The organism is Microbacterium nymphoidis (assembly GCF_021044885.1).
GTDB classification, from domain to species: Bacteria; Actinomycetota; Actinomycetes; order Actinomycetales; family Microbacteriaceae; genus Microbacterium; species Microbacterium nymphoidis.
Map to the genome: position 1 here is coordinate 79,278 of NZ_JAJNOD010000004.1, position 26,739 is coordinate 106,016.

Here is a 26,739-nt window from a genome sequence, read left to right on the forward strand (position 1 = left end):
GGCGGGGGTTCTGTCGTTTCCGAGGTCAGCGCTGGTCTGCCCAGCTCCAGATGTCATCGCCGCGGAGCGTCGCATCGGCGCCGCCGTCGTCGTAGATGACCTGGCCGGCCATGTGTGTGTTCTCCACGCTCGTGAGCCAGATGAGCAGGTTCGCCACCGACTCGGGCGGCTGGTGGCTGTTCAGGGGCATCGGCACCGAGGCGTCGACCATCGCCGCACCTTCGGGCGTGGCCAGCAGGCCGGCGGTCATCGGAGTGAGGACGGTACCGGGTGCGACGGCATTCAGCGGGATGCCGGCACCGGCCCAGGCCGGCGTGATCGACTCGCGACGGACCCAGCGGGCGAGCGCGCGCTTGGAGGACGGGTAGACGAGGTAGCCGATCTCGGGTCCCTGCGAGGTGAGCTTCTCCGCTTCGGCCAGAGCCGTGGCCTCGTCGCCGGCGAGCGCGGCGGCCACGATCTCGGGGGAGTTCGGCTGCAGCGAGGCCATGGAGGAGACGACGGCGGCGCGCGGAGCATCGGAGCCGGCGAGCGCGGGCAGCAGGGCCTCCAGCAGCTCGGTGACGCCGAAGAAGTTCACCGCGACGGTGGCTGGGATGGGAGCCGAGATGCCCGCGCAGGCGATGACCGCGTCGATCGTTCCGCCAGCGAGCTCCGTGGCTTTCGCGGCCGCCTCCTGGCGGCCAGTCGGGGTGGACAGGTCCGCCTCGACTTCCGCGCCCCGCAGGTCGATGCCGATGACGCGCTCACCGCGCTCGGTGAGCAGTCGCGCCGTGGTGGCGCCGATTCCCGACGCAGCGCCGGTGACGACGTAGGTGCGAGTCATGATTTCTCCTCTGATCGGTGTTCTTTCGGATGAGCCGTCGATCCGGTGAGGTCGGCGGTGAATCGGTGCATCATGTCGGCGAACTGTGCTCGCTCGACGTGCGTCCACGCGCCCAGCGCTCCGTGAACGGCGACGAGTCCTTGCTGGACCAGCGCCTCGAACGCCCGGGACCCGCGGTCGGTGAGTGAGACGATCACGGCGCGACCGTCGCGCGGGTCATCGGCGCGTGCAACGAAGCCGGCCGCTTCGAGGCGGGCGATCTGTTTGGTCATCGTGGGGCGGCTGATCCGCAGCATCACGGCGAGATCGCTCGCGCGCTTCGGGCCGTCCAGTCCCAGCAGGTACACCGGCTGCACGTCGCCGGCGTCGATGTCGACCTCGGCGACGCGCGCGAACTCGGCGTGCACGGCGGTGGACGACCACTGTGCCATGAGGCGCGTGAGCGAGGACAGCAGCACGGTCTCCGGCGTGGGGGAGTCGGTCATGTCCTCAGCCTACGCCGGATAGTTGCCTCAGGGAACTATTTCTCCGATGTCGGCCGGGGAAAGATGGAAAACGCACCCCCAGCGGCCGCCAGGGGTGCGTTTTCCGTCTTTCACCGAGCGTCCGGCGTCACTCGTAGCGCACCTGCTCCGTGCGCAGCAGGCGACGGCCGGCCGCCGTGGCGATCCCGATCGCGATCACGGCCATGACGGCCGTGGCGATGAGGGCGATCGGCATCAGGGGATCAGGCCAGCCGACCGTCCGGTCGGCCGACAGCGACGTGACCAGCAGCCAGGCGGTGAGGGAGCCGGTGCCGGCAGAGATGACCGTGACGCCGATCAGCGGCACGAGAGTCTCCCGCGTGATGAGGCCCCGCAGGGTGCCGTTCGGCATGCCGATCAGGCGCAGCAGCGCCAGCGTCCGGCGGCGGTCGTACAGCGCAGCGATGGTTGCCATGACGAGGACCGAAGCGGCGAGCAGCGTCGCGATCCCGATGGCGAAACGGCCGATCTCCGCGAACTGGATGGCCAGGTTCGTGTCGGCGTTCGAGACGAACTCGTCGCGCGTCCACGCGCCGGTGCTCGGATCCACCTGGGGCAGCGCGAGCAGGATGGTGCGGGCCCGCTCGACGGCTGCGGGGGTGTCGTCGGTCCGGATGATCACCGCGGCGACCGGCAGCGAGGACACTTCGGTGACGTCGGCACCCGTCAGCGCGGGCGTGTCTGGCGCGAGGGAGAAGATGCCGCCGACAACGGACAGCACCGGGCTCGGGGGCAAACTCGTCGCGCCCAGGCGAGCGGCGTCGTCCGCGGTGAGGAAGACGCCGTCGACGTTGCCGTGAACGACGATGACGTCGCGCACGCCGGGCTCGTCGCGGGCGGCCTGCAGCGCATCCGTCAGCAGCGATTCGTCCACCGGATGATCGCCTGCGGCGGCGAACTCCACGGCTACGGCATCCGCGGGCAGCAGCACATCGCTGCCGAAGGAGTCGGCGTCCGCTCGTGCGGTGACAGCGGTGGCGAACAGGGACACCAGGAACGTCGCCGCTACGAGGCCCGCGACCGAGCGGAACACCGCCGCGGGGGTTCGCAGAATCCGTCGGGATGCGAGGACCCCGGCACCGCTCGTCGCCATCGTCGCATACGCCCGTCCCGTGAGGTAGGTGATGTAGGGGCCCGCGATGACGAGCCCGACGGCGAGTACCGCGAAGCAGGCGATCACGGCGATGGTGGTGGGGACGGGGAGTGCGGAGCCGGCGAAGCGCACGACGCCCAGGGCGAGCAGCCCCGCCAGGAAAGGCATGACGCGCCAGAGCCTCGGAGCGCGCTCGAACACGGCCTGCGTGGTGGTGGCGTGCGAGTCGGAACGGATCGCCGACCAGGTCGCCGCGATCACCGACCCCACGACCACGACGACCACCACCAACGCCAGGGTGCCGGGGTCGACAGTGAGATCGGCGAGGGCCAGTCGCTCGCCCGCGACCCGCAGCAGCGCCAGCAGCGGGCGGGTGGCGGAGAACAGCCCGATCCCGACCAGCGCGCCGATCGCAGCGCTGAAACCGGCCTCCACCGCTGCGGTCCGCACCAGGAATCGTCCCGATGCGCCGATGGTGCGCAGCGTCTGATTCCGCTCGGACCGTGCGGCTGCCCCCAGCGACGTCGCCACGGCGACGAGCAGGAACGCCGGCATGAGGAGCGCGATCGCGCCCACAGCCGCCAGCGCCTGATAGTTCTCGTTGCCGCCGAAGCTCTGGCCGTCGAACGGCATCATCTCCAGCGCCGACCTCTCGGCTGCGACCGACTCCGGCGTCGCGCCGACGATCACGGCGAGGGTGTCCGGGCTGGGCAGCAGATCGGCCGGGATCTCCCCGACGAAGGTGCCGTAGCGTTCACCCAGCCGGTCGGCGGGATTCGCCTCGATCAGGGCGACCAGGGCCGGGGAAGCGAGGTAGCTGCCGGGCGCGGGCGGCTCGGCGATGCCGGGCAGCGGCATCCCCGACGCGGGAACGGACGCATCCATCCGGCTGATGCGCTGTCCCTGGAAGGTGTCGGTGCCGGTGGCGACGACCGTGGCATCGGTGACGGGCCCGGAGACGGCGGTGCCGGAGGGGTGCAACCAGGCCCCGCGCAGATCGCGCGTCTCCATGGCGCCGGCCCCGGCGATGAGCATGAGCACGACGAGCACACCGGCGGCCACCCCGGAGGCGATGGCGGCCAATCGCCCCCAGTTCCCGCGACTGCCGAACGTCAGCAGACGCATCGCGCCGATCATCGCGCGCCCGCAGCCGCCGGGTCGAGCACGAGACCGTCCCGGATGAAGATCTCGCGGTCGCTGTACGACGCCACCCGGCCATCGTGAGTCACGAGGATCAGGGTCGTGCCGGTGGTCCGGACGACCTCCGTGAGGGTCTGCATGACCTTCTCCGCCGTCAGGGAGTCGAGGGCTCCCGTCGGTTCATCCGCGAAGAGCACCTCGGGGCTCGTGACGAGCGCGCGCGAGAGGGCGACGCGCTGCGCCTGGCCGCCGGAGAGCTCAGCGGGAAGACGCTTCGCGAACCCAGCGAGCTCCAGCCGGTCCAGCCACTCGTGTGCCTGCACCAGCGCGCTCTTGCGCTTCATCCCCGCGAGCATCAGGGGTAGTGCGACATTGTCTTCGGCGGTCAGTTCGGGCAGGAGCTGGCCGAACTGGAACATGAACCCGAGGCGGGTGAGGCGGAACCGGGCGCGGCCGGCCTCATCCAGAGCGCTGATGACGGTGTCTCCCACCCGCACCTCGCCGGCATCCGGCGCGATCACGCCGGCCAGGCTGTGCAGCAGGGTCGATTTGCCGGAGCCGGACGGTCCCATGATTGCGACGATCTCGCCGCGCGTGATCTCCACGTCGACGCCGCGGAGGGCGTGGGCGGTGCCGTAGTGCTTGTGGAGGCCGCGCGCCACGATGGCGGGCGGCCGGGCCTCCGAGGGGGTGACGATGCTCATCGCAGGGACTCCTTCAGGTCGTTCAGGCGGGCTTCGGTGGTGTCGATCCAGCGGAGGTCCGCCTCGACGCGGAAGAGGGACTGGTCATAGGCGAGGACGTCGAGCAGATCGGCACCCTGCTTGGCCCGTGTGAGGCCGCGCATCGTGTCCAGGAGCATGCTGCGGTGCAGAGCAAGCAGGCGTACGGCGTCCTCATCGAGCAGCAGCGACACCACCACCTTCGCGAAGAGGTTGCTGCGCCCGGTCGCCTCCTCGTCCGGCTGGGTGAGCCACTGCATCACGCGCTCGCGCCCGGCCGGGAGGCCGCGGTACCGCTTGCGAGTGGGGCCTCCGCCTTCCTCCACGCCGTCCATCACGATGAGCTCGTCACGCTCGAGCCGCGCGAGCATGGCGTAGACCTGCCCGAACTTGAGCGCGCGTTCCGCGCCGAAGTAGTCGTCGTAGCGCTGCTTGAGCTCATAGCCGTACCCCGGCCGAGCCTCGATCAGTCCGAGGAATGCCTGTGATGTGTCCACGCCAGCGACTATACACTCAGTGTGTAGTGCCGTTTCTGGCAGAGCGCTGAACCTGGCTGCCCGTTCTCAGACCGTCCGCACCACGCGCGCCAGGCCTGCCGCTGCGGCCGTGGACAGCGCCATGGTCGCGAGGGCGAACACGACGACCACCGGGATCATCGGCAACCACAGCAGGGCGAAGCCGATGAGGACCGGGGGGAGGGTCATGCCGGCGTAGGCCATGAGGAACACGCCTGCCAGTACCTCTCCGCGACGGGCCGCGTCGCCCAGCGCGGCACCGGTGATCAGGGCGCTGCGGAAGAGGAACCCCACGCCGAACCCTGCGATCACGCCGCCCCCGATGAACAACGCGGTCGAGGCGATCAGTGCCGCGAGTGCGAACGTCGTCATCCCGGCGAGGACGGCGATCGCGCCCGCCATGATCTGTGCGCGCGCGACCAGTCGCCCGGAGATGAGCTGGGCGGCGGCTGCGGCCCCGAACACGGCGAAGGCCGTGGATCCGACCGCGAGCGGGTCGTGGACGCCGCCGATCTCGGCGAGGAACGCCGGGGACACGGAGCCGAAGAATCCGGTGATCGCGAATGCGGCGAAGGCTGCGGCGCCGGCGAGCAGGAATGCGGAGCGGCGCTCCCGCGGTACCGCGACGCGCTGGCGTCGGTAGCTCGTGCGCAGGGGCACCGTCGCCACGGTCTCCGGGATCCGGGAGAGCAGGATGGCGGCGGCGATCAGTCCGCCCAGGAAGACGAGGTACGGCGCGAACAGTGGCCACGCCGACCACTCGCCGAAGAGCCCGCCGATGAGCGGGCCGAGCGCGAGGCCGCCGAGGTTGGCGACGGTCGCCACGGTGGCGGCGATCCCGGCCTCGCCCGAATGATGGATGCGGAGCTCGCTCAGCCCGGCCGTCGCCGCTGCCGTGAGGAGACCGACGGCGAGTCCGGAGACGAAGCGCGCGGCCAGCAGGGTGGGAATCCCTCCCGAGAGCAGGAAGATGATGCTGGAGACGGCCTCCACGAGCGCGGCCATGACCAGCATGCGCCGACGGCCGACCCAGTCGCTGATATGGCCACCGAAGCTCAGTGCGACGATGACGCCCACGGCGTACGCGGCGAAGATGAGCGTCACGGTGAACGTGGGGAACCCCTCGCGCTGCTGGTAGATCGCGTACAGGGGAGTGGGAACGGTCGCGAACGCCATCATGAGCAGGAAGGATGCGGCGACCACCCAGAAGGCGGCGCCGGGGGTGAGCAGGCGGCGCCGCTCGAGCAGGATCGTGGACATGACTCCATGGTCGATCCGTCGATTGATCGTGTCCAACGCAGAGAATGGATATCATCTATCGCTTTACTCGATAACATGAACCGTGGATATCCGGCTGCTCGAGTACTTCGTGATCGTCGCGGACGAGCGCAGCGTGACTCGCGCGGCGCAGCGGCTCTATGCCGCGCAGTCCACGGTTTCCGCCGGCTTGCGAAGTCTGGAGCAGGAACTCGGCGTCTCCCTGCTCGAGCGCACCACACGCAGCGTCGGCTTGACACCGGCGGGCGAGGATCTGCTCGCAGCGGCGAGGTCGATCATCGACGGATGGGAGAGCATGCGCGAAGCTGCGTCGGAGTCGACGGCAGGCGTCCGAGGCCGCGTTTCGATCGGCACGTTCACAGCGATGCCGTTGATGGACCTGCCGCGTGTGCTGGGGCAGTTCCGCCGTGATTTCCCGCTGGTCGACGTACACCTGACGGCCTCGCCGTCGGGCTCGACCGGGCTGGTCGACGACGTCATGCAGGGCCGGCTGGACCTCGCCTTCACCACCGTGCCGCCGCCCGTGGGACTCATCGCTCACGAGCTGGCACAGGTGCCGTACGTCGCTCTGGTTCCGCACGGCCACGAACTGGTGGATGCCGGCACGGTCGATCTGGCCGCTCTGGCGGATCTGCCCTGGGTCGACGTGCTGCCCGGCTACGGAAACCGTGTCCAGATCGATCGGGCGCTCGCTCAGCGGGGGCTCTCGCGTCGCATCGTGGCCGAGATCGAGGCCATGCCGAGCATCCCGGAGTATGTCGCGGCGGGGCTCGGCATCGCCGCGATCCCGGACGGGATGCCCGCACCGGGGTGCGTGAGCCTGCCGATCGTGGACATGCCGGAGCCGTGGATCCTGTCCCTGGTGGCGGGAGCGAGTGCGGCACGGCGTCGTCCCGTGGATGCGCTGCGACGTGCGATCGCGGCAGCGCCACTGCGATTGGTGTGATCCCTCACACCACCTGAGCCGGGTCCACGATCGGAGCCGGGGTGCCGGGGGCTCCCCGGCTGAGCAGCAGCGCGGCTGTGACGGCGCCGGCAAGGCTGACCGATGCCGCCACGAGGAACCCGAGCCGGAAGTCGGCGAGAGCGGGCGGAGTGGTCGAGATGATCCCCGCCACTGTCTGGGTGGCGAGGGCTCCTCCAATCGCCCGGGAGATCGTGATGAGGGCCGTGGAGACGCCCACCTGATCGGCCGCCGCGCCCGCAGCCGCCGAGGCGAACACGACAGTGGAGGCGGCCCCGGCACCGATGCCCGCGAGGATGAGCGATGTGGCGATACCCGCAGGGGTCGGTGCGAGGATGCCGGTCAGCGCTCCGCAGGCCATCAGCAGCAGTGCCAGGGTCGCCGGCCCTCGAACGCCGAGTGGTCGCGACAGCGGTCCCATGGCGAGAGAGGCCACGATCCCGGCGCCGTACGCCGCGGCGAGCATCGCGCTGGTCTGACTGGGTGAGGCGCCCCAGCCGAATCCGGAAGACGGGGGCTGGGCGATGAACTGCGGAACCAGGAAGACCAGGGACGCGTAGCCGCCACCGATCGCGACCCCGACCAGGACCGCCCCGCCCACGCTTCGCGACCGCAGTGCCGTCACGTCGACCATCGGTGTGGGGACCCGGCTCTCCACGCGCACCCAGACGGTCCCGGCCGCGGCGGTGAGCACGAGAAGCGTCAGCGTCAGGGGTGAGAACCACCCGCCAGCGGACGAACTCGTCAGCGTCGCCACGAGGAGAAGCAGTGTGGTGGACAGGAGGGCTGCGCCACGCCAATCGAGGCGAGCCGCGTGGCGCGCTTCCCGACGCCCGCGGCGACGTGCGGCGAAAACCCCGATCGCCCCGATACTCACCAGCGCGGTGGGCACACCGTAGAGTGCTGCGCGCGAACTCGCCTCAAGGATCGGCCCGGCGAGCAGAACGCCGAATCCCGCACCGGCGACGCTCATCGCGATGAGCACTCCCGAGGCAGTGCGCACCCCGTCCGGCGGAAGGAGACCGCGCAGCATCACGAAGCCCACGGGGATGATCCCCAGGGCGAAGCCCTGAAGAGCCTGGCCCGCGATGAAGGCCCAGAACGCCGGCGCGAACGCGCTCAGCAGGCCCCCGCACGCGGTGATGCAGATCAGCCATCCCAGCGTTCGTTCCGCGCCATGCACATCGGCCAGACTCCCCGCGATCGGGGTGATGATGACGGTCACGACGGTGGGGATGACCGTGGCCAGCGCTCCCACTGCCGCGGTGACGGCGAAATCCTGCTGCAGGCGGGGCAGCACCGGGACGATGAACCCCTCGAGCGAGGCTGCGGAGAGCACGATGATGGCGAGGCTGCAGATCACGAGCCAGCGGCGGGAGGTCGCTGCGGCGAGTGGAGGTGAGGGGGTCATCGGGCTCCTCGGATCATGGCGCTGATCGTCGCTGATGCAGGCCGGCTTCTATTTCGTTACGCGTAACGATATGATGGGCTCATGGCAGCGGATTCGCACAGGCGCGCAAGAGCGGGGCGGCCGGCATCCCTGGATCCTGCGGCGCTGCTCGAAGCGGCCACCGTGCTCGCCGACGAGGAAGGCCTGGAGGCCGTCACCTTCCGAGCGCTGGCTGAGCGCCTCGGGGTATCGCCCATGGCCGTTCACCGCGCGAGCGGCGGCATCGAGGCGCTGCGGCACCGGCTGATCGCGCGCGTGGTGGATGAGGGGATCGCCGCTCTGGAGTGGGCTGAGCCCGGCTGGCGAGCGCGCGTGGAGATGTTCGCCCTCGCGCTGCGCGATCTGCTGATGCGTCACCCCCTCGTGCTGGAGGCTCATCGGCGTGCCTCGCTGGACACTCCCGACGCCGACGACATCGCCCATCGGGTCGTGGCGACGCTGCGGGATGCCGGACTCGATGAGGAGGCGGCGGTGTACACCTACGCCGCTGTGCATGACTTCGTCACCGGACACGCGGCCATTCGTCTGGGGCGGGGCGATGCCGAGCTGTCGGAGATCCCGGCGGCGCGGCGCGCCGCATCCGTCTACGACAGGTATCACGATCCCGAGCGCCGGTTCCGTATCGGGCTGGATCTGCTTCTGGACGGGATCGCGCAGCGGCTGAGCGGGGGTGCGGAGTGACCGATCCGGCGGAGAATCCGCCTCCCGTCACGCACCGGTTGCGGGTGGGTGCGCGCACGATCGCGTACTGCGAATACGGCGACCCCGCCGGCGTGCCGGTCCTCGCCGCACACGGCTCACCGGGGTCGCGGTATCAGCTCGCACCACTCGCAGCCGCCGCAACGCGAGCACGCGTGCGCATCATCAGTCCGGATCGCCCGGGTTTCGGGGAGACGACTCGTGAGCGGCGTCGCGGATTCGCGACCGGGTCCGGGGATGCGATCGCCCTGCTCGACGAGCTGGGCATCGACTCGGCGGTGGCGCTCGGCTTCTCCGGCGGCGCGGGGTACTCCCTGGCTCTTGCGCGCGAGCACCCCGACCGCATCGAGCGCGTCGTCCTGGTCTGCGGCATGCTTCCCGGGGCTCCGCCGCGGACACTGCGCGCGCGAATCCCGATCGTGACGGCGCTCTACCGGGTTGCCCGGTTCCTGCCGGGCCTGGCCGTTGCCATGCTCGACGGGCGCGGTCCGTTCGGGGCGACGCGGGAGCGCAACCTTTCCGCATGGCCGAGCGCCGATCGCGAGGTCATGGTCGATGCTGCGATGGCGCCGATGATGGCGCGTGATGCTCGCGCGGGCGCCCGTCAGGGCTCGCGCGCCGCCATCGATGACCTTCGCGAGTACTTCCGGCGGTTTCCGCTGGAAGATGTGCTCCAGCCCGTCGACCTGCTGCACGGCACCGCGGATGGGAACGTCCCGATCGCGGTGGCACAGTGGGGTGCGACACGGTTCCCGGACGCGCTGGTGCGCGAGTTCGAGCAGCAGGGGCACTACTTCGCGGTGACGCACGCCGACGAGGTGGCCGAGGCGCTGCGAGAGCCGCGGCCGCGGGTCCGCCGGAGCGCCCCCGCGGAATGACGTGACCCGTCCCGCGCCTGAGACTCCGCGGGATCCCGCGTCCGCCAGCCGGTCAGGCGCGTTTGACGACACTCGATTTCAGCAGCATGGCTCCGAATCCGTCGACGCGGCAGTCGATGTCGTGGCCGTTCACCGGCTCGATCAGCCGGATGTTGCGCACCTTGGTCCCGGCCTTGATGGGCCGGGCTGCGCCGGCGACCTTGATCGACGTCGTCACAATCACCGAATCGCCGTCGGCGAGGATGTTGCCGACCGCGTCGAGCACGCTGCGTGGATGCGGATCCACGGCCTCAGTCGCACCGGCCTGACTCCATTCGTGGCCGCAGAGGGCGCAGGCGACGAGTGCGCCCAGCTCGTAGGTGTGCTCACTGCCGCAATCCGGGCACGAGGGAAGGGGATCAACCATGGGGTCATGATATCGCGATATGATCAATTCATCATATCGCGTGAAGGAGAGCCATGCTCAGCGACCCCAGCCGACCGCTGTATGAGGTGAAGGCCGGACTGTTCAAGGGGCTGGCTCACCCCATTCGCATCCGCATCCTGGAGATCCTCTCCGGAGCCGATGAGGTCTCGGTTTCGGACCTGCTGAGGGACATCGAACTGGAGCCGTCCCATGTCTCCCAGCACCTGGCGGTGCTGCGCGGGAATCGTCTGGTGGTGTCCGAGCGGCGGGGGAGCCTGGTGTTCTACCGGCTGGCGTATCCGCAGGTAGCGGACCTGCTTCGGGTGGCGCGTGCGCTCCTCGGAGAGATCCTGGAGACCACGCAGCAGCAGCTCGCCGAGCAAGGCGCTCTTCCGGCGATCCCGGACACATCTCGGAGTATCGACCGCTGATGAGGCGTCACAGCTCGCTCCTGCCCTCGATCGCCGACTACCGCGAGGTGCCGCGAACGTGGCGCGGAGATCTCCTGGCAGGGCTCACCGTGGGAATCGTCGCGCTCCCTCTCGCGCTCGCCTTCGGCGTCAGCTCCGGCGCCGGGGCGGCGAGCGGGCTGGTCACCGCGATCATTGCGGGCGTCATCGCCGCCGTCTTCGGGGGCTCGAACGTGCAGGTTTCCGGGCCGACGGGCGCGATGGTCGTGGTTCTGGGGCCCATCATCGCCTCGCACGGCCTGTCCGCGCTGGCCACAGTATGCGCTCTCGCAGGTGGCATTGTGCTGCTGTGCGGTGTGATGCGGCTGGGGCGGACGATCGCCTACATCCCCTGGCCGGTGATCGAGGGGTTCACTCTCGGCATCGCCGTGATCATCTTCCTCCAGCAGGTTCCGCTCGCGATCGGATCGGAGGGTGCGCATAGCGCGAACGCCGTGATCGCGGCAGGGGAGTCCGTGGGGTCGATGGCATGGCCCGGTGCGGGGTGGTCCCTCATGCTTGCGACGATCGTGGCGGTGGTGATGGCCGTCGGGGATCGGATGGCTCCCCGCTTTCCGGCATCGCTTGTGGGAATTGCACTGGCCACTGCCGTCGCGATCCGTTTCGAGCTCCCCGTCGCGACCATCGGCGCCTTGCCGTCCGGCCTGCCCAGCCCGACCCCTCCCTCCTTCGACCCGTCGCTGGTCGTGCAGCTGCTGATGCCCGCTGCGGCGGTCGCCGCACTCGCGGCGATCGAGTCGCTCCTGTCCGCACGGGTCGCGTCCACGCTCGCGGACACAGGCCCGTACGATCCGGATCGGGAACTCGTCGGCCAGGGACTGGCCTCCATCGCAGCCGGTTTCTTCGGAGGGATGCCCGCCACCGGTGCTATCGCACGCACCGCCGTGGGCGTTCGGGCCGGCGCGCGCAGTCGCCTCGCTGCCATCACCCACGCGCTGCTGCTTCTGCTGATCGTGCTGGTCGGGGCTGCTGCTGTCTCCCGTATCCCGCTCGCGGCGCTGGCCGGCGTGCTGATGGTGACGGCGACGCGGATGGTCTCGCGGCGTACCGCGACGATGATCCTGCGGGCGTCGCGCCCCGATGCTCTGCTCTTCTGCCTCACCGCGGCGATCACCGTGAGCGTGGACCTCATCTACGCCGTGGTCGCGGGAATCGCGGTGGCAGGGGTTCTCGCGTTGCGACAGGTCGCGCGTGCGAGCGGTGTGCATCGTGAGGAGATTCCGGGTGCCTCACAACCGGGAGACGAACGGATCGCCGTGTTCCGCGTGGAGGGGGCGTTGATCTTCGCGGCCGCGGAGCGGATGATCGACCGGATCTCCCGTCTGGAGAACGTAGAGGTGGTCGTCCTGCGCATGTCTCAGGTGCAGCTGCTCGATGCCACCGGTGCGCGCGTCGTCGCGGAGATGATCGAAGCGCTGGAGAGGCGTGGCGTCGTCGTGCTGCTCAAGGGCATTCGCGCGGATCAGCGTGGCCTTGCGGAGAGGGTCGGTGTCCTCGCATCACTGCGGCATGCCGACCACCAGTTCTCCGACCTTGCCGGAGCCATCGAGCATGCCCGCAGCCACGTGGCTCGCGGGCGACCGGGCGTCTAAACGCCGCCGGCGCGCAGGTCGGGCCAGGGCTGGGGGAGGAGTTCTTCCAGCGTGACGTCGAGGACCTGCGCGATCGCCATGATGTTGTGAAGGGCGGGGTTTGCCGGGGTGCCCGGCATGGACTCGCCCTTCTCGAACTTCTGGAAGGTGTACCGGGTCAGTCCGGCGGCGTAGGCCACCTGCTCCTGTGTGAGCCCGCGCGCGATGCGAAGACGGTGGATGCTCGCGCCGAGCTCGCGCGCGTACTGGGTCCACTCGCCGCTGGGTCGTCGTTTTGCCACCCATCCACACTCGGTGCTCGACCTCTCCTATATAGCCTCCTTCATCTGGCAGACTTTGCGTGCTACTCTCGCGGCCCGTGGTGAAGAGATCCCTTCGCCGCGATGCGACAGGCTCGGCGGGAATGTCCGAAGCGGGTGATGTACTTCCAGGAACGGCGTGTGCCCCGCCAGATCGGAGGGAGTCTCACGTGCAATCCGAACGACCCGCCTGGCTCGCGCAATGGTGTCCTGTCTGGTGCAGCGGCGACCATGACGGCCAGGAGCTGCTCGATGACCGCCGTCATCAGTCCGTCGCCCACTGGTGGCCGGAGCTGGTCCGGCGCCGGCAGGTTCTGCCCTCCGGGGAGGTCCGCCGCGTGGTCGTGCCCACCGAGATGTCCGTGATCGCGGTGCAGCAGATCGGCGAGCGACAACCGTGGGTGGCTCTGACGACGGACAGCGAGCTCGTGGAGCTGACCCCGGAGGGTGCCCGGCGGCTTCTCCACGAGCTCGCAGACGTGCTTACGCGGATGGAAGACGCGGACGACGGCTGAATGCGGCCATGGTCGTCCTCGCCCGTCGTCACGCTGCGACGGTGCTGCCGTCGCCCCGGGTGGACAAGAGCTCGATCACGCCGACGGTGGCGGCGAGGGCGGCCACAACCGCAGTGAAGACCAGCCCGGCGGGGCGCAAGCCGATGGCTCCGGCAAGGAGGCCGACGCCGATCGCCGGGATCGCGAGCATCGCATAGAGCCCGGCGAAGAAGGAGGAGGAGACCTCGCCGCGATGCGCCGGCGGAACCTGCCCCACGGTGGTGGCGAGCGCGGCATGCAGACAGAGCCCGCCGGAGAGTCCGAGGATCGCGGCGGCAGCGAGCAGGGGTGCCAGTGCGGATGCGCCCAGCGCCCAGGCCAGCGTGGCGGCTGCCAGGACGAGTCCGGAGCATCCGGACGGGAGCGCGACGCGCGGCGCGAGTCGGCCGGCGATCACCTGCCCCAGCGCCATGCCCGCGAACGCCAGGAAGACGACGAAGCCTGCCAGCGCGTGACTGTCCAGGTGCAGTTCGCGGGCCAGGAACAGCGCGGACACGGCGGTGAGTACCCCGGTGACGGCGAAACCCGATCCTGCTGCGAGGACGGCGCGGACGAATGCCCCACGCAGATACGGCGGGACCCGCAGGCCGTTCAGGCGCAACCGGGCGCGGCGGAGGCGGGATGGCCGGGGTGTCCAGATCCACAGCCCGGCAAGCGCGACGGCGCACAGTGCGAGGTGGACGAGGTAAGGGGTCTGCAGTGGAGACGGGGCGGCATCGGCGAGCATGCCGGCGACCAGGGTTCCGAGGGCGAGCCCTCCCGTGTTGGAGATCACGGCGACGGTGCCGGCGAGCGCCCTCCGCTGGGCCGGGAAGAGGTCCATGATGGCGGCGGTTCCGGTGCCGCTCATGAGGCCCGCTCCGAGCCCCGAGACGATCCGGGCCGAGATGAGGGCGGGCAGGGACGGCGGGAGGAGGAACAGCAGCGCGCTCGCGGCTGCCAGCAGGACGGCGAGCACCATGACCGGCCGCCGTCCGATGTCGTCGGAGAGCCGACCGAAGGCGAGAAGTGCGCCCACCACGCCGACGGCGTAGACGGCGAACAGGATCGTGATCGTGAGCGGTGTGAAATCCAGCTCGGCGGAATAGAGCGCGTAGAGGGGCGTCGGGAGCGTGGTCCCCATCATCGTGACGAGAAACGCCAGGGCGGTGGCGGGGATCGCGCGACGAACCCGCGCGGGGGTCGGAGTGGTCATATGGCCTTCAGTTTCAATACAAGGTGTCTCGAAAGCGTAGCAGGTATCGAGACAATATGTCTCGTAAGACCGTTCCGGTGCACGCCGTATCGAAATCGATAGGATGCGGGGATGACCGCGAGCACTCGATCCCACGGCCGTCCGCGTAGCGAGGACGCCCGTCTTGCAGTGCTGCACGCCGCGGATGATCTGCTCGTGGAGCAGGGATACGCGGCCATGACGATGAAGGGGATCGCCGAGCGCGCCGGAGTCGGGCGCCAGACCGTCTATCGGTGGTGGTCCTCGAAGGCGGAGATCCTGCTGGAAGCGAGCGCGGCCGACGCGCGCCGTGAGCTCACCCGTCCACCCGCCCCCACGGTGGAGGATGAGATCGTCGGCTTTCTGACGGGTCTGGCGTCCTTCCTGACCGAAGCGGACGCGGGACTCGCCTACCGGGCCCTGCTTGGGGAAGCTCAGCACGACCGCCGGGTCGCCGATCTGCTTGCCGGGACCGACGTGCTCACGGAGGCAGCCGCAGAGGTGATCGCCCGGGCGCGGGCCGGTGGTATCGCCCTAGACGGGGAGGAGCGATCGCTCACGGCTGAGCTGGTCGGCCCGCTCGTCTTCCGGATCCTCTCCCAGGGGTGGCAGCCCTCCGCTGCCGAGATCGAGTCGATGACCCGGCGTTTTCTCCAGCGCTGAGCATCAGCGTGGGCACATGTACAGCGAAAGGAGCCGCGGATGAACGTGGATGCGATCGACGATGAAGAGCGGACGGGCCTGGTGTCGGCCGGGCTCACGGCGGCCGGAATCGAGTCGCGCATCGTGACGCTGCCCGACTCCGCTGCCACCGCCGCACTTGCTGCCGAGGCGCTCGGGGTGACGGTGGGGGCGATTGCGAACAGCCTGGTCTTCCTCGCGGACGACGAGCCCCTGCTCGTGATGACGTCGGGCGCGCACCGGGTCGATACCGCTGCGCTCGCGGATCGGATCGGAGTTCGGCGCATACGCCGGGCCAGCGCCGAGCAGGTGCTCGCTGCGACGGGGCAACGGGTGGGCGGGGTATCGCCGACAGGTCACCCGGCGCCGTTGCGCACCATCGTCGATGAATCGCTTGCCGATTTCGACCCGCTCTGGGCCGCCGGCGGCACCCCGCACGCGGTCTTCCCGCTCACTTTCGCCGAGCTGGTGCGCCTGACCGGGGGGACGGTGTGCTCGGTCGAGCCCGCCGCCTGACGTCTGTCGCCTCGGCCGCGTGATGCCTCCGCCGCGTGATGCCTCGGCCGCGTGATGTCTCAGCCGGCGCTGTAGATGCTCAGGAAGCTCACGATGGCCGACGCGATCCACGACGCGATGACGCCGGCGATCGCCAGCCAGAGCGGGCCGAATGAACTGCGGCCCTGCCGCCGGAGCACGACCGTGCGCCCGATGAGGTAGAGGAGGGGCTGCAGCAGGAAGTTCCACCCCCAGGGGAACGGCTTCACGACGCCGAGGCGGGTGAGGGCGCGCTGATCCAGGTATGCGCACACGATGCTGGCGGCATAGCAGACGAGCGAGATCCCGCCGGCGAGTGCGATGCTCGGCACGACCGCCGTAACGTAGGGGGAGAGTTCCGATCTCACCGGCCTTCCCACGCCGAAGGAGATGATCGCGAGGTTGAGGCGGAGGACCGCGCCCCAGTCGACCACGAAGTACGCGCAGATCTGCACGAAGGCGAGCGCGCTGATCACCCACGCCCACGGCGTGTTCACCGCGACCGTCGCCGCAGTGCCGCTGTGCGCTGACGGTGGCCACGGCTGCGCCGGAGGCTGACCGGGATGCCCCAGCGGCCCACCGGAGTATCCCTGCTGTCCGCTGGCGGGGCCCGGTGGGGATCCCTCGTACCGAGGGTCCGGTGATGCCGGCCACAACTGCTGCGCCGGCGGCTGAGGCGCGGGCACTGCGGGTTGCTGCGGAGCGTTCTGCGGTTCGGTCACGGCGTTCCCTTCCCGGCGATGGCGCGGATGACTGGCAGTCTAGGCAATTCCGTCAGCCGATGCGGCGTGCCAGCCGGTCGGCGGCGTCGTGCACGGCGGCGATCAGGGTGTCCATGTCGCGCGCGGCATCCTCCGACCACGTCACGGCCACCGCGGCGATGGGCCAGCCGGTGTGATCGTGGACCGCCACCGCCACGGATCGCATGCCGAGGGTCACCTCACCGTCCTCGAACGCGTACCCGGCGCGGCGCACTTCACGCAGAACGTCCCTCAGCTCGCGGGGTGTCGTGGGACCACGCTCCGTGCGCGTACTGAAGGATGCCGCGTCCGGATAGAGCGCGCGCAGCTGGGCTGCGCCGACGCCTGCCAGCATCGCGCGGCCGGTCGCGGTCAGGTGCGCGGGCAGCCGCACGCCCACGTCCGTCACGAGTGCGGGGCGACGTGGGGCGCGCTCCTCGACGATGTAGATCACGTCCCGCCCAGTGAGCATCGCGATGTGCGTGCTCTCGCCCGTGCGGTCGGCGAGCGCGGCCGCCACCGGCCCGCCGAGCCGTGCGAGCGGCTGCTGGCGGTTGAAGCCGCCGGCGAGCTCGGCGGCTGCCGTTCCGAGCCCCCATCGGCGCTGCTCGGGAAGATGCACGACAAAGCCGTGCTCCTGCATCGTGGCGAGCAGGTGATAGACGCTCGAGCGCGGCAGCCCGAGCGTCGTGGCGATCGAGCTGGCAGCCACCGGGCCCCGGGAGCGACCGAGCAGAGCGAGGATGCGCAGCGTCTGATCGGCGGCGGGCACCTGGGGCTTGTCTGGCATACCAGACAGCATATCGAGCACCCGCCTGGTCCGGTGGCGGCCGCCGGTGTGGAATCGGAACCATGAGCACTTCCGCCCCCGTTCTCGTCGGCCTGCACCCCCTCACCATCGACGAGGTGGTTGCCGTCGCACGCCATCATGCGCGGGTCGAGGTGACGGCTGAGGCGCGTGCCGCCGTGGCTGCATCGCGTGCCCGCATCGATGCGCTCGCCGATGACCCGCACCCCCACTACGGCGTCTCCACCGGATTCGGCGCTCTGGCCACGACCTTCATCACCCCGGATCGCCGTCTTCAGCTGCAGGCATCCCTCATCCGTTCGCATGCGGCGGGCACCGGCGCTGAGGTCGAGGAGGAGGTGGTGCGTGCGCTGCAGTTGCTGCGGCTGCGCACCCTCGCCTCGGGGCACACGGGAGTGCGCCCCGAGGTGGTCGACACCTACGCGGCGATGCTGAACGCCCGTATCATGCCGATCGTGCGGGAATACGGCTCGCTCGGCTGTTCGGGAGACCTCGCGCCGCTCTCGCATGTCGCGCTCGCCGCGATGGGCGAGGGGCGTGTGCGCGTCGACGGCGTGGAGCAGGACTCCGCGGACGCGCTGCAGGCGGCGGGGATCGAGCCGATCGTGCTTCGTGAGAAGGAAGGCCTGGCTCTCGTCAACGGCACGGACGGGATGCTGGGCATGCTGTCGCTCGCCCTCGCGGACCTCGCGGACCTTTTCGACACCGCCGATCTCGCCGCTGCGATGTCGGTGGAGTCCCAGCTCGGCACCGACCGGGTGTTCGACGCGGACCTGATGTCGCTGCGTCCCCAGGTGGGACAGGCGGCCTCGGCCGCTCGCATGAGCGCGATCCTCGCGGGCTCGCCGATCGTGGCCAGCCACGCCGGCCCGGAAGACGGACGTGTGCAGGATGCGTACTCGCTGCGCTGCTCCCCGCAGGTGCATGGCGCGGGTCGCGACACCGCGGCCCACGCCCGCCTCATCGCGGACCGGGAGCTGGCGAGCGTCGTCGACAACCCGATCCTCACCGGGGATGGCCGTCTGGAATCCAACGGCAACTTCCACGGTGCCCCGGTCGCCTATGTGCTCGACTTCCTCGCCATCGCGGTCGCTGATCTGGCCTCCATCTCCGAGCGGCGCACGGACCGAGCGCTCGATGTGGCGCGCAATCGCGATCTGCCGCCCTTCCTCGCGCACGAGGTCGGTGTCGATTCCGGGCTGATGATCGCCCAGTACGCCGCCGCCGGCATCGTCTCCGAGCTCAAGCGTCTCGCTGTCCCGGCGTCCGTCGACTCCATCCCGTCGTCGGCGATGCAGGAGGATCACGTGTCGATGGGCTGGGCTGCGGCCCGCAAGCTCCGCCGTGCGATCGACGGGCTCGGCCGTGTGCTGGCCGTGGAGCTGATCACCGGATCGCGAGCGCTCGACCTGCGCGCGCCCCTGCAGCCCGGCGCCGCCACCGGGGCCGCGCGCGACCTCGTGCGCACTCGCGTGGCCGGTCCCGGCCCCGACCACTTCGTCTCGCCCGATATCGAGGCCGTCACCGCGATGGTCCAGGACGGGTCGTTCGCGCGCATCGTGCGCGAACACGCCACCACGATCTGATCCGCACCGGATCCATACGAAGGAGCTGTCGATGTCGACGCACGAACCCCGCACCGTCCGCGCCGCCCGCGGAGCCGAGCGCACCGCGAAGTCCTGGGGTGCCGAGGCCGCCAAGCGCATGCTGATGAACAACCTGGATCCCGAGGTGGCCGAACATCCGGACGAGCTCGTCGTGTACGGCGGCACCGGCCGGGCGGCCCGCAGCTGGGAGGCCTTCGACGCGATCGTTCGCACGCTCGACGAGATGGACGCTGACGAGACGCTGCTGGTGCAGTCGGGCAAGCCCGTGGGCGTGTTCCGCACGCACGAGTGGGCGCCGCGGGTTCTCATCGCGAACTCGAACCTCGTGGGCGACTGGGCGACCTGGCCCGAGTTCCGGCGCCTCGAGTCGCTGGGGCTGACGATGTACGGGCAGATGACCGCGGGCTCCTGGATCTACATCGGCACGCAGGGCATTCTGCAGGGCACCTATGAGACCTTCGCGGCCGTCGCCGCATCGCTCGGACGCGACTCGCTGGCCGGCACCCTCACCCTCACCGGTGGCGCCGGCGGGATGGGCGGTGCCCAGCCGCTCGCCGTGACCCTCAACGGCGGTGCCGTGCTCATCGTCGACGTCGACGAGACGCGCCTGGTCCGCCGCGTGGAGCACGGCTACCTCGATGAGTACACCGCCGACCTGGATGCCGCGATCGACCGCGTCGTGGCGGCCAAGGACGCAGCGGAGGCGCTGTCGGTCGGCGTGGTGGGCAACGCAGCCGAGATCTTCCCGGAGCTCCTGCGTCGCGGGGTGCCGATCGACATCGTCACCGACCAGACCAGCGCGCACGATCCGCTCGCCTATCTGCCCATCGGCGTCAGCACCGCCGAGTGGAAGGCGCAGGCGGAGGCGGACCCGGAGGACTTCACGCGTCGTTCGCGGGAGTCCATGGCGGCGCACGTGAAGGCCATGGTGGAGTTCCAGGACGCGGGGGCCGCGGTCTTCGACTACGGGAACTCGATCCGCCGCGAGGCCGAGCTCGGGGGCTACGAGCGGGCCTTCGCCTTCCCCGGGTTCGTGCCGGCATACATCCGCCCGCTGTTCGAAGAGGGCAAGGGCCCGTTCCGGTGGGTGGCGCTCTCGGGCGATCCGGAGGACATCGCCAAGACGGACCGCGCGGTCGCCGAGCTGTTTCCCGAGGACGCCCACCTGCAGCGCTGGCTGCGCCAGGCGGGGGAGAAGGTCCACTTCGAGGGGCTGCCCGCTCGCATCTGCTGGCTGGGCTACAAGGAGCGCCACCTCGCCGGTCTGAAGTTCAACGAGATGGTCGCCTCGGGCGAGCTGTCCGGGCCAATCGTCATCGGGCGCGACCACCTGGATTCCGGCTCGGTGGCGAGCCCGTACCGGGAGACCGAGTCCATGAAGGATGGCTCCGACGCGATCGCCGACTGGCCGCTGCTGAACGCCCTGCTCAACACGGCGTCGGGGGCGTCCTGGGTCTCGCTGCATCACGGCGGTGGCGTGGGCATCGGCCGGTCCATCCACGCCGGTCAGGTGACCGTCGCCGACGGCACGGCGCTCGCGGCCGAGAAGATCGAGCGCGTGCTCACCAACGACCCGGGCACCGGAGTGATGCGCCACGTGGATGCCGGCTACGAGCACGCCGCCGACGTCGCGCGGGAGCGCGGCCTCACGATTCCGATGCTGGACGCCGAATGACGTCGCTGCTCATCACCGGCATCGGGGAGCTCACCACCAACGACCCCGACGCCGGACAGGATGCGCTCGGCACGGTGCATGGGGCGGCCGTCGTCGTCGAGGACGGCCGGGTGGCCTGGATCGGGGATGCGAGTGCCGCTCCGGCGGCAGACGCCGCTCGAGACGTGGCGGGAGCGGCGGTGATCCCCGGATTCGTGGACAGTCACACTCACACCGTGTTCGCCGGTGATCGCTCCGCGGAGTTCGCCGCGCGGATGACCGGGACCCCGTATGCCGCAGGCGGCATACGCACGACCGTGGCCGCGACGCGAGCAGCGAGCGACGATGATCTGCGCGCTCGCCTGCATGCGCTGCGTGCCGAGAGTCGTGCCCAGGGCACCACCACGCAGGAGGTGAAGACCGGGTACGGGCTGGATGTCGACACGGAGGCCCGCCTCGCGCGCATCGCCGCCGAAGTCACGTCGGAGGTCACGTATCTCGGTGCCCATGTGGTACCCGCCGAGTTCGTCGACGATCGAGCCGCCTACGTCGCACTGGTGACCGGAGAGATGCTGAGGGCAGTGCGCCCGTTCGTGCGATGGATCGACGTTTTCTGCGAGCGTGGGGCGTTCGACCCCGATGAGTCGCGTGCGGTGCTGCAGGCGGGGATCGCGGCGGGGCTGCTTCCGCGCGTCCACGGCAACCAGCTCGGCGAGGGAGCGGGAGTCGCGCTCGCGGTGGAAGTCGGCGCTGCAAGCGTGGATCACTGCACGTACCTCAGCGATTCCGATGTCGCGGCGCTGGCCGGCTCGGACACCGTGGCTACGCTGCTGCCCGGTGTGGAGTTCTCGACGAAGCACCCCTACCCGTCCGCGCGCCGGCTGCTGGATGCGGGCGTGACCGTGGCACTGGCGAGCGACTGCAATCCCGGGACGAGCTTCACCACCTCGATGCCGCTGATGGTGGCGCTTGCCGTGCGGGAGATGGGGATGAGCCCGGACGAAGCCGTATGGGCGGCCACCGCGGGCGGTGCCCGCGCGCTCCGCCGCGACGATGTGGGCGTGCTGCGGGTGGGTGCGCGCGCGGACCTGGCGGTGCTCGACGCTCCCAGCCGAATTCACCTGGCCTACCGCCCCGGCGTCCCCCTGGTGTCCGAGGTGTGTGGCGGCTGATCCCGTTTCATTGCGCTCACCTGGCTGCAATTCCTCGCGAATGGGAGCCAGGTGCGCGCGATGAAAGGTCAGCTCGGCCGCGACGGCTGAGCGCGCGCCTCGTAGTCGCCGATCTTCCGGTCGATGAGGGCGAGGGCCGCATCCAGCGCGGCTCGGTTCGCCAGCACGCGCTCCCGGTGCGCCCGCAACAACTGCAGCCGCTCGGGCACGCCGTGCGGATCCTGCTGCACCAGCCGGGTGAAGGCCGCGACATCGGCCAGCGGCATGCCGGTCTCCTTCAACCGGAGCAGGACCTCGAGCAGATGGACGTGATCATCCGGGTACTGGCGTCGGCCTGCCGGATCGCGAGGCGCGGGAGGGAGCACGCCGACGCGCTCGTAGTAGCGGATCGTGTCGGGATCGAGGCCGAGCTCCGCCGCCACCTCGCCGATGGAGCCGTTGCCGTTCACCCGCTGATTCTCGCACTCTCCAGCAGGCCGAGTTCCTCCTCGCTCAGGATGAGAGCGCTCGCCTCGACCGCGGAACGCAGGTGATCCGGCGAGGAGACGCCGACCACGGGGCGGACCGGAAGCCGCCTGTGCATCATCCACCCGAGGACGACCTGGCCGGCGTCGGCCCCGTGTGCCTCTCCGATCCGGTGCAACAGCGGGAGCGCCGTCCGATTGGCCCTGGTGTCATATGCGGCCGGCAGCGGCCGGTCGGCACGCGTGTAGGCGCCGGACAGCAGAGGAGCGTAACCGTGCGCCGTCCATCCGGCAGCCATGCAGGCGGCGATCATCTCGTCCGTGAGCAGCACGTGCGGATGCAGGTGCGCGCGTGGCGCGGGGGTCAGGAACGTGAAGCGTTGCTGGAGGTGCCGATACCCACCGTCCGGCGCCGTGGCGGACTCGATCGCCGAATGCAGCCGATCGGAGGTGAGGTTGCTCGCGCCGAATTGCCCGATGACGCCCTCGTCGCGCAGCTCACCGAGTACACCGAGTGTCTCTGCCAGCGGCACCTCCCGGTCGTCGATGTGCGCATAGAGCAGATCGATGCGGTCCGTGCGCAGTCGGCGCAGGCTCTCGTCCACCTGCGCACGCACCATCGGCCCGCTCAGTCCGAGGACGTGGTCGAGATCCCGGTAGCCCGGCCTCGGCCGAGCACCGACCTTGGTGGTGAGAAAGACAGCGTCACGCTGCCCGGGGTGGCGCGCCAGCCACTCGCCGACGCAGGTCTCGGACTCGTCGCCGGTGGCACCCGGCATCCAGAAGGCGTAGTTGTTGGCGGTGTCCCAGTGCCGTGCTCCGAGATCGAGCGCGCAGTCGAGGATCCGATGCGCCTCCCGCGTCGTGGTCCGCGTACCGAAGTGCATGGTGCCGATGGCGAATGCTCCGCCATCCTGGGGGTGATCGTTGAGGTTTCCGGTCATGCTGCCATGCTCCGACCTGGACCGCGGTCCATGTCAAACGACGGCAATGGCGCGACGGGCGAGGGTCAGCTCTCGCCTCGGGGGATGTCGTACTGTACGTCGTCGGGAACCCGCATGGCCGCCTCCGACCAGTCCGCATCATGCCAGGTGAACACCGCCACCGCGCAGGTCGGCATCAGCGGCGCCTTCTCCGACAGCTGCCGGGCGAGGATGCTGATGCCCGGGTCGTGCGCCACCACGACGACGTCCGTGGCGCCGGAGCCGGAGGCCGCGGCCCACAGGGTGCTCGACGATGCGCCGTACAGTTCGTCCCGCAGCTCCAGCGGCGCCTCCAGCGCGGTGGCGAACTCCTCCGCCGTCGTCCGCGCGCGCACCGCGGTGCTGGCGAGGATCAGCTGCGGCCGCCAGTCGCGCGCCGCCACGAGTGCCGCCATGCGCGGCCCATCCCGGCGTCCTCGATGGTTGAGGGGCCGGTCATGATCGCTGAGCGCCGGATCGTCCCAGTCCGACTTCGCGTGCCGGATCAGCGCGAGTGTGACCATCGGTCCTCCGTTTCATCGAGCGCGAATGGCTCCATTCTCGGCCGAATAGGCGCAAACTGCGCGCAATGAACGGGGTCAGCGCCGGGCGACCCCGGCCAGCATCTCGAGGACGCACAGCGCGGCCAGGCGCACGGTCCGGCCGTCGGGGGCATCCGCGGTGGCGTCCACCTCGGTGATATCAGCCGACGCCACCGTCGGGTGCACGGCGAGCCCCCGCACCAGCGATCGCAGCTCCCAGGCGGCGAGACCGCCGGGCATGCTCGCCGGGCAGCCCGGGGCAACGGAGCGGTCGCAGACGTCCACGTCGACATCCAGGTGGGTGCGGGCGGTTCCCACGATGTCGCGTGCCTCGGCGATCACATCGTCGATGCCGCGCCGGCGCACCTCGTCGACGCCGATGACGGTGATCCCGTAGTCGCGAGCGCGCTGGGCGTAGGCGACCGAGTTCGCGAAGTCGGCGATCCCGATCTGCACGACCTGGGTGCCGGCCAGACCAGCCTCGATCAGCCGCTGCACGGGGGAGCCATTGGAGACGCCGTCGCGCAGGTCGTGATGCGCGTCGAGGGTGATCAGCGCCTCGGCACCCGCACCCTGGGCGGTGGCGTAGGTCACCGAGTTGTCGCCGCCCAGGGCGACCAGCAGATCCGTGCGGGTGATCAGGCCGGCGACGCGCGCACGGGTGCGGTCTTCGCCCTCACGGGAATCCGGATCGGTGATGTCACCGGCGTCGGAGACGAGCAGCGTACCGAGATCCGCGATCGCATCGGTGACCAGCGCGGGGGAGTACCGTTGCAGCGCCTCGCGGATCGCCGCGGGGGTCTGGTCCGCTCCGGTCGGCGACAGCGACGTCAGATGCGCGGGAACGCCGAGCAGAGTGAGAGCCGAGTGATGTGATTCCAGCGGCCAGGAGCCGGCGCGGGGCCACAGCGGATCGTGCGAGAGAGCCATATCGCCACGCTAGCCCTGTGGGTCGCGACGAGCCACGACGTGAGCGGGGTGGTGTCTGACATCTCAGACACCACCCCGCGATGCATCGCCGCCCTGCGGCGGATCGCCTCAGGACGCCGCGTACGCCTCGGCGCAGACGATCGCGGCGGCGGCGGACCACGCCTGCGGACGGCACGACGCGGGGTAGGGCGTCGGGAACGGAACGATATCGCGGCCGTCGCCCGAATGCAGTTCCGGCATCCGATAGGCGAAGCCCTCGGCGGCGTCCACCAGCTGGCCGGCGATGAGCCGTGCCTCGGTGACGAGCCCGCTGCGGAGCATGCCGTGGACCGTCACGGCGGTGTCGTGAGCCCACACGCTTCCGCCGTGGTAGCTGAGCGGCCAGAACCCGGCGGCCCCCGTGGACAGGGTCCGGATGCCGAAGCCGCTGGACATCGACGCACCGAGGAGAAGCTCTGCACAGGCACGTTCCTCGTCCGCGTCGAGGATCCCGGTGCCGATGAGATGACCGATGTTGCTGGTCAGCGAGTCGACAGCGGCACCGTGGGCGTCGAGCGCGATGGCGGGGTAGCGCCCCTCCGGCGTGGTGACCCAGAACGCCTCGCGGAAGCGGGTGCGCAGCGCAGTCGCCCATTCCCGCAGCTTCGCACCGCCGTCTTCGCCGAGATCGTCGAGCAGCTGTGCACCGCGCACCGCCGCCTCATAGGCGTACGCCTGCACCTCGCACAGCGCGATCGGGCCTTCGGCCAGCCGTCCGTCGCGCCACTGGATGGAGTCCCCGGAGTCCTTCCAGCCCTGATTTGCCAGACCGTGCCCGGTCTCGTCGACGTAGTCAAGGAAGCCCGATCCGGTCCCGGAGCCGAAATCGGTGATCCAGGTCAGCGCCGCGCGGAGCGCGGGTACCAGCTCCCGAACCTCCGCCTCTGGCATTCCGGCGTCGCGCGCATCGGCCAGCAGACACACCCACAGCGGTGTGGCGTCGACCGTGCCGTAGTACAGCGGGGGGAGATGGACGCCCTCGTTCGGCAGGCTGAGCGGTGCACTGCGCAGCTCGTGCGGGATCTTCCCGGGCTGCTCCGCCGTAGCGGGATCCGACTTCGTGCCCTGCAGGCGCGCGAGCACGCGAAGCGTGGAGGCGGCGATACCCGGGTCGGCCGCCAGCGCGAGCCGCGCGGCCCAGATCGAGTCGCGACCGAACAGCGTGAAGAACCACGGCGCCCCCGCGGCATAGAACGCATCCTCGGGATCGGCCGGCCGCACGAGACGCAGCGCGGCCAGGTCCTGCGTCGCCTGCCGGATCCATCGCGCCAGCCGCGGGTCGTCTGCCGATGGAACGGCGAGCTCCGCATTCGAGGCCGCCCCCACGACCAGCGTGTCGTCGTCAAGCGTCGCACTCCAGCCGATGTCCGTCACGGAATGCGGTTCCAGCTCGACCTCCCAACGCAGCACGATGGCTTCTGCAATCGTGGCGGCAGCCCCTGCCGCCTCTAGCTGGAATGACCGGTGTCCGTCGGCGGAGATCACCTCGACGCGCCCGGGGGCGGTGCCCGAAGCGGCCACCGCCTCTGCGCGCCAGGGCATGGCAGTGGCGAGCCCCGCCTTCACGTCCTGCATCGGCGCGAACTCCGGGGCGAGCTCCACGGTCACGGCGAACCGCAGCGGGACGTCGCGATGCGAGTGCAGTCGGAGGCTCTCGCTCACGACCCCCGCGCTGACCTCGCGGCGGCGGATGAGGCGCACCTTCGGATCGGCGGCGTCGTCGTCGAGCCCGCGCAGCACGCTGCCGAACTCGGCCGTGCCGGCATCGATGATCGAGCGCGAGATGGTCTCGATGCCCGAACCGGCCACGCTCACCCGCACGGAGCGGAGATGGCGCACATCGCCGTGATAGACGCCGTCGATCGCGGCGTCGCCGATATCACCGTCGCGTCCCGACCACGCCTGGGTGGGCGCGTGCAGAAGGATGACGGCGTCATCGAGCAGGGGCTGACGGGGAACTGCAGGGGAAGTCATTCGTGCCTC

General features: G+C 70.2%; 28 protein-coding genes. 11 read left to right on the top strand and 17 right to left on the bottom strand.

Annotation, left to right across the window (positions count from 1 at the left end; all coding sequences use genetic code 11):
• Nucleotides 1-25: 25 nt before the first annotated feature.
• The 6 genes from LQ566_RS13410 to LQ566_RS13435 all read right to left on the bottom strand — a co-directional run bounded on the left by LQ566_RS13410 (nt 26) and on the right by LQ566_RS13435 (nt 6,080).
• Complete coding sequence (locus tag LQ566_RS13410; protein ID WP_231092223.1) at nt 26-826, bottom strand: SDR family NAD(P)-dependent oxidoreductase; 801 nt, start codon at nt 824-826, stop codon at nt 26-28.
• A complete protein-coding gene (locus tag LQ566_RS13415) occupies nt 823-1,311 on the bottom strand; it encodes a MarR family winged helix-turn-helix transcriptional regulator (protein WP_231092224.1) in 489 nt (162 codons plus the stop codon). The genes LQ566_RS13410 and LQ566_RS13415 overlap by 4 nt, the downstream gene beginning before the upstream one ends.
• Nucleotides 1,312-1,438: 127 nt before the next feature.
• The gene (locus LQ566_RS13420; RefSeq protein WP_231092225.1) at nt 1,439-3,568 is read right to left on the bottom strand and encodes an FtsX-like permease family protein; all 2,130 of its coding nucleotides are present in this window, start codon (nt 3,566-3,568) and stop codon (nt 1,439-1,441) included.
• An 8-nt stretch (nt 3,569-3,576) separates the two neighbouring features.
• A complete protein-coding gene (locus LQ566_RS13425; RefSeq protein WP_231092226.1) occupies nt 3,577-4,287 on the bottom strand; it encodes an ABC transporter ATP-binding protein in 711 nt (236 codons plus the stop codon).
• Complete coding sequence (locus tag LQ566_RS13430) at nt 4,284-4,802, bottom strand: PadR family transcriptional regulator (protein ID WP_231092227.1); 519 nt, start codon at nt 4,800-4,802, stop codon at nt 4,284-4,286. The genes LQ566_RS13425 and LQ566_RS13430 overlap by 4 nt, the downstream gene beginning before the upstream one ends.
• A 66-nt stretch (nt 4,803-4,868) precedes the next feature.
• The gene (locus tag LQ566_RS13435) at nt 4,869-6,080 is read right to left on the bottom strand and encodes an MFS transporter (protein WP_231092228.1); all 1,212 of its coding nucleotides are present in this window, start codon (nt 6,078-6,080) and stop codon (nt 4,869-4,871) included.
• Nucleotides 6,081-6,162: 82 nt separating this feature from the next.
• Between LQ566_RS13435 and LQ566_RS13440 the strand changes: the two genes are divergently transcribed.
• A complete protein-coding gene (locus LQ566_RS13440; RefSeq protein ID WP_231092229.1) occupies nt 6,163-7,044 on the top strand; it encodes a LysR family transcriptional regulator in 882 nt (293 codons plus the stop codon).
• Between the two features lie 4 nt (nt 7,045-7,048).
• On the opposite strand, the gene LQ566_RS13445 is transcribed toward LQ566_RS13440, so the two are convergent.
• Nucleotides 7,049-8,473 (bottom strand): MFS transporter, encoded by a 1,425-nt coding sequence (locus tag LQ566_RS13445; RefSeq protein WP_231092230.1) that lies wholly within the window; start codon nt 8,471-8,473, stop codon nt 7,049-7,051.
• An 81-nt stretch (nt 8,474-8,554) separates the two neighbouring features.
• On the opposite strand from LQ566_RS13445, the gene LQ566_RS13450 reads away from it, so the two are divergent.
• Both LQ566_RS13450 and LQ566_RS13455 read left to right on the top strand, forming a co-directional pair.
• Nucleotides 8,555-9,193, top strand: a complete 639-nt coding sequence (locus tag LQ566_RS13450) for a TetR/AcrR family transcriptional regulator (protein WP_231092231.1) — start codon at nt 8,555-8,557, stop codon at nt 9,191-9,193.
• Nucleotides 9,190-10,089 (top strand): alpha/beta fold hydrolase, encoded by a 900-nt coding sequence (locus tag LQ566_RS13455; RefSeq protein ID WP_231092232.1) that lies wholly within the window; start codon nt 9,190-9,192, stop codon nt 10,087-10,089. Before LQ566_RS13450 ends, LQ566_RS13455 begins: the two co-directional genes overlap by 4 nt.
• Nucleotides 10,090-10,141: 52 nt before the next feature.
• On the opposite strand, the gene LQ566_RS13460 is transcribed toward LQ566_RS13455, so the two are convergent.
• Complete coding sequence (locus tag LQ566_RS13460) at nt 10,142-10,495, bottom strand: zinc ribbon domain-containing protein YjdM (protein WP_231092233.1); 354 nt, start codon at nt 10,493-10,495, stop codon at nt 10,142-10,144.
• 53 nt (nt 10,496-10,548) lie between these two features.
• On the opposite strand from LQ566_RS13460, the gene LQ566_RS13465 reads away from it, so the two are divergent.
• A complete protein-coding gene (locus LQ566_RS13465) occupies nt 10,549-10,926 on the top strand; it encodes an ArsR/SmtB family transcription factor (protein WP_231092234.1) in 378 nt (125 codons plus the stop codon).
• A complete protein-coding gene (locus LQ566_RS13470; protein ID WP_231092235.1) occupies nt 10,926-12,557 on the top strand; it encodes a SulP family inorganic anion transporter in 1,632 nt (543 codons plus the stop codon). Before LQ566_RS13465 ends, LQ566_RS13470 begins: the two co-directional genes overlap by 1 nt.
• Here the strand turns inward: LQ566_RS13470 and LQ566_RS13475 are convergent.
• Nucleotides 12,554-12,838 carry a helix-turn-helix domain-containing protein gene (locus LQ566_RS13475; protein WP_231092236.1) on the bottom strand — a complete coding sequence of 95 codons (285 nt, stop codon included), beginning with the start codon at nt 12,836-12,838 and terminating at the stop codon, nt 12,554-12,556. The two genes, LQ566_RS13470 and LQ566_RS13475, sit on opposite strands and share 4 nt — an antisense overlap.
• A 188-nt stretch (nt 12,839-13,026) precedes the next feature.
• Here LQ566_RS13475 and LQ566_RS13480 point away from each other — a divergent pair, with 188 nt between their 5' ends.
• The gene (locus LQ566_RS13480; protein ID WP_231092237.1) at nt 13,027-13,371 is read left to right on the top strand and encodes a DUF6907 domain-containing protein; all 345 of its coding nucleotides are present in this window, start codon (nt 13,027-13,029) and stop codon (nt 13,369-13,371) included.
• 28 nt (nt 13,372-13,399) lie between these two features.
• On the opposite strand, the gene LQ566_RS13485 is transcribed toward LQ566_RS13480, so the two are convergent.
• Nucleotides 13,400-14,605 (bottom strand): MFS transporter, encoded by a 1,206-nt coding sequence (locus LQ566_RS13485; RefSeq protein WP_231092238.1) that lies wholly within the window; start codon nt 14,603-14,605, stop codon nt 13,400-13,402.
• Between the two features lie 111 nt (nt 14,606-14,716).
• Here LQ566_RS13485 and LQ566_RS13490 point away from each other — a divergent pair, with 111 nt between their 5' ends.
• Together LQ566_RS13490 and LQ566_RS13495 are read left to right on the top strand one after the other, a co-directional pair.
• On the top strand, nt 14,717-15,286 hold the full coding sequence (locus LQ566_RS13490; RefSeq protein WP_231092239.1) for a TetR/AcrR family transcriptional regulator: 570 nt from the start codon (nt 14,717-14,719) through the stop codon (nt 15,284-15,286).
• Between the two features lie 39 nt (nt 15,287-15,325).
• Complete coding sequence (locus tag LQ566_RS13495; RefSeq protein ID WP_231092240.1) at nt 15,326-15,820, top strand: YbaK/EbsC family protein; 495 nt, start codon at nt 15,326-15,328, stop codon at nt 15,818-15,820.
• A 59-nt stretch (nt 15,821-15,879) separates the two neighbouring features.
• On the opposite strand, the gene LQ566_RS13500 is transcribed toward LQ566_RS13495, so the two are convergent.
• Complete coding sequence (locus LQ566_RS13500; protein WP_231092241.1) at nt 15,880-16,560, bottom strand: hypothetical protein; 681 nt, start codon at nt 16,558-16,560, stop codon at nt 15,880-15,882.
• Between the two features lie 52 nt (nt 16,561-16,612).
• Nucleotides 16,613-17,368, bottom strand: coding sequence for an IclR family transcriptional regulator (locus LQ566_RS13505; RefSeq protein ID WP_231092242.1), 756 nt, complete (start codon nt 17,366-17,368; stop codon nt 16,613-16,615).
• 62 nt (nt 17,369-17,430) lie between these two features.
• Between LQ566_RS13505 and hutH the strand changes: the two genes are divergently transcribed.
• The 3 genes from hutH to hutI are packed head-to-tail and all read left to right on the top strand — an operon-like array spanning nt 17,431 to nt 21,819.
• Nucleotides 17,431-18,972 (top strand): histidine ammonia-lyase, encoded by a 1,542-nt coding sequence (gene hutH / locus LQ566_RS13510; protein ID WP_231092243.1) that lies wholly within the window; start codon nt 17,431-17,433, stop codon nt 18,970-18,972.
• Nucleotides 18,973-19,003: 31 nt separating this feature from the next.
• On the top strand, nt 19,004-20,668 hold the full coding sequence (hutU, locus tag LQ566_RS13515; RefSeq protein ID WP_231092244.1) for a urocanate hydratase: 1,665 nt from the start codon (nt 19,004-19,006) through the stop codon (nt 20,666-20,668).
• Nucleotides 20,665-21,819, top strand: a complete 1,155-nt coding sequence (gene hutI / locus LQ566_RS13520) for an imidazolonepropionase (protein WP_231092245.1) — start codon at nt 20,665-20,667, stop codon at nt 21,817-21,819. The genes hutU and hutI overlap by 4 nt, the downstream gene beginning before the upstream one ends.
• 68 nt (nt 21,820-21,887) lie before the next feature.
• On the opposite strand, the gene LQ566_RS13525 is transcribed toward hutI, so the two are convergent.
• The 5 genes from LQ566_RS13525 to LQ566_RS13545 form a co-directional block, all read right to left on the bottom strand.
• Entirely contained in the window at nt 21,888-22,268 is a 381-nt protein-coding gene (locus tag LQ566_RS13525) for a MerR family transcriptional regulator (RefSeq protein ID WP_231092246.1), read from the bottom strand.
• Complete coding sequence (locus LQ566_RS13530) at nt 22,265-23,227, bottom strand: aldo/keto reductase (protein WP_231092247.1); 963 nt, start codon at nt 23,225-23,227, stop codon at nt 22,265-22,267. Before LQ566_RS13530 ends, LQ566_RS13525 begins: the two co-directional genes overlap by 4 nt.
• A gap of 65 nt (nt 23,228-23,292) precedes the next feature.
• Nucleotides 23,293-23,769 carry a SixA phosphatase family protein gene (locus LQ566_RS13535; RefSeq protein WP_231092248.1) on the bottom strand — a complete coding sequence of 159 codons (477 nt, stop codon included), beginning with the start codon at nt 23,767-23,769 and terminating at the stop codon, nt 23,293-23,295.
• Between the two features lie 75 nt (nt 23,770-23,844).
• On the bottom strand, nt 23,845-24,717 hold the full coding sequence (locus LQ566_RS13540) for an arginase family protein (protein WP_231092249.1): 873 nt from the start codon (nt 24,715-24,717) through the stop codon (nt 23,845-23,847).
• Nucleotides 24,718-24,825: 108 nt separating this feature from the next.
• Nucleotides 24,826-26,730, bottom strand: a complete 1,905-nt coding sequence (locus LQ566_RS13545; RefSeq protein WP_231092250.1) for a glycogen debranching N-terminal domain-containing protein — start codon at nt 26,728-26,730, stop codon at nt 24,826-24,828.
• Nucleotides 26,731-26,739 lie beyond the last annotated feature (9 nt).